The organism is Glutamicibacter sp. BSL13 (assembly GCF_052928425.1).
In genome coordinates, this window is the sequence record NZ_JAVGCZ010000142.1 from 1 (window position 1) to 4743 (window position 4743).

Below are 4743 nucleotides of genomic sequence, written 5' to 3' on the forward strand. Positions count from 1 at the left end.
GCCGTGCCGGTTCCGGCACGGCCCGCCGGCGTGAGTCCCCAATTTCCTTTCGCTCCCGGTCAGCGTGCGACTGCCCGGGTCCGAGGGGCTAGGTCAGCTGCAAGGTGGTCAGGCAGGTCGCGTCCTCATCGGAGACCGTGGAAATGTTGGTCGTTCCGCTCTTGCCCTGTGCCTCGACCGTCAGAGTCCCCTCCATGCCGCGTGGCAGCCAGAGCCCCACAAATCCGTTGTCGAAGGTTTGCATGGATTCGTCCACGAGCTTCTGCCCGGTCTTGTTGTCGGTGACGGTGACCTTCACGTCTGAGTTCTGCATCTCCCCCAGGCAGGTGGTCAGGCTGTGGAAGTGGCAGTCGTGGGTCTGCTGCTGGTAGGGGGCGAAGGACAGGTAGAACTTGTCCTCCGGCATCGGCAGGGTGACTTCCTGCTGGTCATCCATGAGAACCAGTCCCGCGGGCCGCACCGAGGCGATCAGGCTTTGGCTGCGTTCGCTCACCGGCAGGGCATCCAGCCGGTCGATGATCTGGGTGGTGTTCAATCCGTCGAGTCCCTGGGTCGTCAGGAACTGCTGCGTGGAGTCGGCGGCCTGCACGCTGGTGGTGGGGGCCGGTTCCGGGGTGCTGCTGCACCCGGTCAGGGCCAGCGCCCCCACGGCGAGCACTCCAAGGACACGGGCTGTGTGTCCGGCGGCGGTGCGGTGGCGGTTGTGCTTGGGTGTTGTCGGCTTTGCCATGGTGGTTCCTCGTGCTGGGGTGCGCGGTGGGCCAGGGGCCCACCGCGCGTGGAGTGGAGTGGTTTTTTGGGGGTCGGTTACAGGCCGGCCAGCATGTCCTTCATCTGCTGAATTTCGGCCTGCTGTTCGTTGACGACCTGTTCGGCCATATCGATGGCCGGTTGGTAGGACCCGTCGCGAATCTGGTCCTCGGCCATGGTCACGGCCCCCTCGTGGTGGGCAATCATCTGCTCAAGGAACAGCTTGGAGGCGTCCACCCCTTCGGCTTCCTGCAGGGCCTGCAGGTCTTCCTCGCTCATCATCCCGTCCCCGTGGCCCATGTCGTGCATGTTGTGGGACTCTTCCACGCCCCACTCCTGCTGCCAGGACTGCAGTTTCTCGATTTCCGGGCCCTGGGCTTCCTTGATCTGCTCGGCCAGGTTGGTCACCTGCGTGTCGATGCCCTGCTTGGCCAGGACGATGTCGCTCATTTCGATGGCCTGCTCGTGGTGAACGCTCATCATCGCGGCAAAGGACTTGTCCGCGTCGTTAACGCTTGCTGTCGGGGCCGAGGTGGCGGTCTGCTCCGGGGTGGCCCCCGGGTCCTGATCCTGGGTGGCGCACCCGACCAGCACTGGGGCAAGGCCCAGGCTCAGGGCAGCAAGAACGGCAATTGGCTTCTTCATGTGGGTTTTCTCCGTGATTTCGCATCGCTGAGGGCACGAACGGATCGAAAGTCCGTGTGCCGGGGCATGGGTTTTCGACTCCCGCCGGAAGCGCAGGAAGGCGCGCGGGAGCCTGCCGATCAGGTGCGGCTAATACACAACGCCTGCAGCGATGGGCTTGGCCGGAAGCGCCGTGCCCGGAGGCGGTACCCGGGTCCTGCCCGGCAGAACCCGATGCGGCGGGCCCAGAAGGCTGGCAGCACGCCGAGGGTGAGGAAAAGCAGCAGCAGCGCGGCGACACAGGCGGCGCTCACCACCTGCTGGCCACCGCTTTTCTGGCATTCGGCGCATCCCACGGCAGAGGTATCGGCCAGCAGATGCTGGTTGTCGGTGGCCGTCGGCGTCTGTGCCAGCTGCCCGGCGGCGGTGAAGGGATGGGCCTCATGGGCAGGTGCGGTGCCGTGCAGGTTCAGTCCATGCATCAGCAGCAAACCCACCACGACGGCCGCGGCCAGCAGAATCCCACGCAACATGCCGGGCAGGGTGCCGGGCACCGACGGCGCCGGCGGCTGCCGCAGGACGGGTGGGATGTTCATATCTGCAGATTCTAGCCACACGGACTGTGAGCCCCCTAAGCAGGGAAGTTCCATCTTCACGCCGGCGCGGGAGCTGACAGGGGCCTTGTCTGTTCCTGAAGATTCGCTCACCCTCACTGGATTTAATACCCCTAGGGGGTATAGTCTCGACTGTGGTGGAGGAAATGAAGAGCACTCAAGCCGCCACCGGCAGCTCTAACCAGGACGAGCAACCACAACCCATGGTTTCCACAGCGAACGCGAAAGGGGCATCATGAGTACCTCCGAGAACGAAGAGCACCAAGGCCGCCACGGCCACTCAAGACAACCGCAATCTTCAGCGCACGCAGAACACCGCCAAGGGCGCCAGGAACATGCCCTGCATGCCGAAGCAGGGCATTCCGCCCAGCACGCGGAGCACTTGGAGCACCAGCATCCGGCGGATCACCAGGATCACGCCGGGCACGAAGACCATTCGGCACATGCCAGCCACGGCGGACATGGTGGACATGGTGGCCACGGCGATCACGCCGCCGTATTCCGCAAGATGTTCTGGATCAGCCTGGTGCTGTCCATTCCCGTGGTCTACTTCAGCCCGATGTTCGCCGACCTGCTCGGCTACCAGATTCCCCAATTCCCCGGGGTCCAGTGGATTGCCCCGATCCTGGGCACCGTCATCTACTTCTACGGCGGCTGGCCCTTCCTCTCCGGAGGTGTTTCTGAACTGAAGTCCCGCCAGCCGGGAATGATGCTGCTGATTGCCATGGCCATCACCGTGGCCCTGATCGCCTCCTGGGCCACGAGCCTGGGCATTGGCGGGCTGATGCTGGACTTCTGGTGGGAGCTGGCGCTGCTGGTGGTCATCATGCTCTTGGGACACTGGATGGAGATGCGCGCCCTGGGCGCGGCCTCCGGCGCGTTGGACGCGCTGGCCGAACTGCTGCCCGATGAGGCGGAGAAGGTGACGGAGAACGGCACCGAAACCGTGACCCTGGACCAGTTGCAGGCCGGCGATACCGTCCTGGTCCGCTCCGGCGCCCGCGTTCCGGCCGACGGCCGGATTGTGGATGGCGGCGCGGAGTTCGACGAATCGATGATCACCGGCGAGTCCAAGACCGTCTACCGCGACGCCGGGCAGAACGTGGTGGCCGGAACGGTGGCCACGGACAACTCGGTGCGCGTTGAGGTGCAGGCCACCGGCGAGGACACCGCGCTGGCCGGAATCCAGCGCCTGGTCTCCGAGGCCCAGCAGTCCTCCTCCCGCGCCCAGGCGCTGGCCGACCGGGCGGCCGCCTGGCTGTTCTGGTTTGCCCTGGGCGCCGGCATCCTGACCTTCATCATTTGGATGCTCATCGGCCAACCCGATGACGCAGTGGTGCGCACCGTGACGGTGCTGGTCATTGCCTGCCCGCACGCGCTGGGCCTGGCCATTCCGCTGGTGATTGCCATCTCCACCGAACGCGCCGCGCGCTCCGGGGTGCTGGTGAAGAACCGCATCGCACTGGAGCGCATGCGCAACATTGACGTGGTGCTCTTTGACAAGACCGGCACCCTGACCGAGGGCGCCCACGCGGTGACCAGCACCGCGGCGGTTTCCCCGGTTTCCGAGGGCGAGCTGCTTTCAGTGGCCGCCGCGGCGGAAGCCGACAGTGAGCACCCGGTGGCCCGCGCCATCGTCGCGGCCGCCAAGGAGCACCCCCAGGCCTCGGCCCACCAGCTGCACGGCAGTGACTTCTCCTCGCAGACCGGCCGGGGCGTGCGCGCCACGGTGGACGGCGCAGAGGTGCGCGTGGGCGGACCGAACCTGCTGCGCGAGCTGGGCGTGGAATCCCCGGCGGAAATTGCCCAGGAGATCAACACCTGGACGCAGCGCGGCGCCAGCATCCTGCACGTGCTGCGCGAGGGGCAGGTGATTGGTGCACTGGCCCTGGAGGATCAGGTGCGCGAGGCCTCCCGCGACGCGGTGGCGGCCCTGCACCAGCGCGGGGTCCAGGTGGCCATGATCACCGGGGACGCCCAGCAGGTGGCGGACGCGGTCGCGGCCGAACTGCAGATCGATGAGGTGTTTGCCAACGTGCTGCCGGAGGACAAGGACAGCAAGGTGGTTGAGCTGCAGCGCCGCGGCAAGTCGGTGGCGATGGTCGGTGACGGGGTGAACGACGCCCCGGCCCTGGCCCGCGCCGAGGTGGGCATCGCCATTGGCGCCGGCACCGACGTGGCCATGGAATCGGCCGGGGTGGTGCTGGCCGGCAACGACCCGCGCGCCGTGGTCTCGATGATTGAGCTCTCCCGCGCCAGCTACCGCAAGATGCTGCAGAACCTGGCCTGGGCGACCGGCTACAACGTGCTGGCGGTGCCGCTGGCCGCCGGCGTGTTGGCCCCGGTAGGCTTCGTGCTCTCCCCCGCGGTGGGTGCGGTGCTGATGTCGCTGTCCACCATTGTGGTGGCGCTGAACGCCCAGCTGCTGCGCCGCGTGGAGCTGGACCCGCAGAAGCTGGCCGGGACGGCAGGCCGGTCCCCGCAGCGGGAGCCGGCCACGGCCGGGCAGCGCTAGCAGCCTCGCCCCGAGAGGCCCCAAGCGCCCCGGCGGCAACCCGGGCAGAGAGCCGGTCCCCCGCGATTCGAGGCGCAAGCGGCGGTGGCCGGTGTCCTGCGCCAGACACCGGCCACTGCCGCTTGGTCCCGGATGCCCGCCCCCGTGACCGGCAACACGCGGAGGGCTGCCCAACGCCCGAGCGCCCCGTCGGCCTCGCGCCGCCCGCTGGCTACACTGGCAGGGTGAGTGATCAAGCAG

4 protein-coding genes are annotated in these 4743 nt (G+C 67.3%); 1 reads left to right on the forward strand and 3 read right to left on the reverse strand.

Going from position 1 to position 4743, the window contains the following annotated elements; all coding sequences use genetic code 11:
- Positions 1-88 precede the first annotated feature (88 nt).
- From RCJ92_RS14905 to RCJ92_RS14915, 3 genes are all read right to left on the reverse strand, one after another.
- The gene (locus RCJ92_RS14905) at positions 89-730 is read right to left on the reverse strand and encodes a CueP family metal-binding protein (RefSeq protein WP_360027210.1); all 642 of its coding nucleotides are present in this window, start codon (positions 728-730) and stop codon (positions 89-91) included.
- 77 nt (positions 731-807) lie between these two features.
- Positions 808-1395 carry a DUF305 domain-containing protein gene (locus RCJ92_RS14910; RefSeq protein WP_446754983.1) on the reverse strand — a complete coding sequence of 196 codons (588 nt, stop codon included), beginning with the start codon at positions 1393-1395 and terminating at the stop codon, positions 808-810.
- Positions 1396-1514: 119 nt separating this feature from the next.
- Positions 1515-1970: a DUF6153 family protein gene (locus RCJ92_RS14915; protein ID WP_446754984.1), complete on the reverse strand. Its 456-nt coding sequence runs from the start codon at positions 1968-1970 to the stop codon at positions 1515-1517.
- Between the two features lie 253 nt (positions 1971-2223).
- Here RCJ92_RS14915 and RCJ92_RS14920 point away from each other — a divergent pair, with 253 nt between their 5' ends.
- Positions 2224-4503 (forward strand): heavy metal translocating P-type ATPase, encoded by a 2280-nt coding sequence (locus RCJ92_RS14920; protein ID WP_446754985.1) that lies wholly within the window; start codon positions 2224-2226, stop codon positions 4501-4503.
- Positions 4504-4743 lie beyond the last annotated feature (240 nt).

Excerpts from the sequence above, each read along its gene's own strand:
- RCJ92_RS14905 (WP_360027210.1), bottom strand. The coding sequence starts at position 730 with ATGGCAAAGCCGACAACACCCAAGCACAACCGCCACCGCACCGCCGCC.
- RCJ92_RS14915 (WP_446754984.1), bottom strand. The coding sequence starts at position 1,970 with ATGAACATCCCACCCGTCCTGCGGCAGCCGCCGGCGCCGTCGGTGCCC.
- RCJ92_RS14920 (WP_446754985.1), top strand. The coding sequence starts at position 2,224 with ATGAGTACCTCCGAGAACGAAGAGCACCAAGGCCGCCACGGCCACTCA.
- RCJ92_RS14910 (WP_446754983.1), bottom strand. The coding sequence starts at position 1,395 with ATGAAGAAGCCAATTGCCGTTCTTGCTGCCCTGAGCCTGGGCCTTGCC.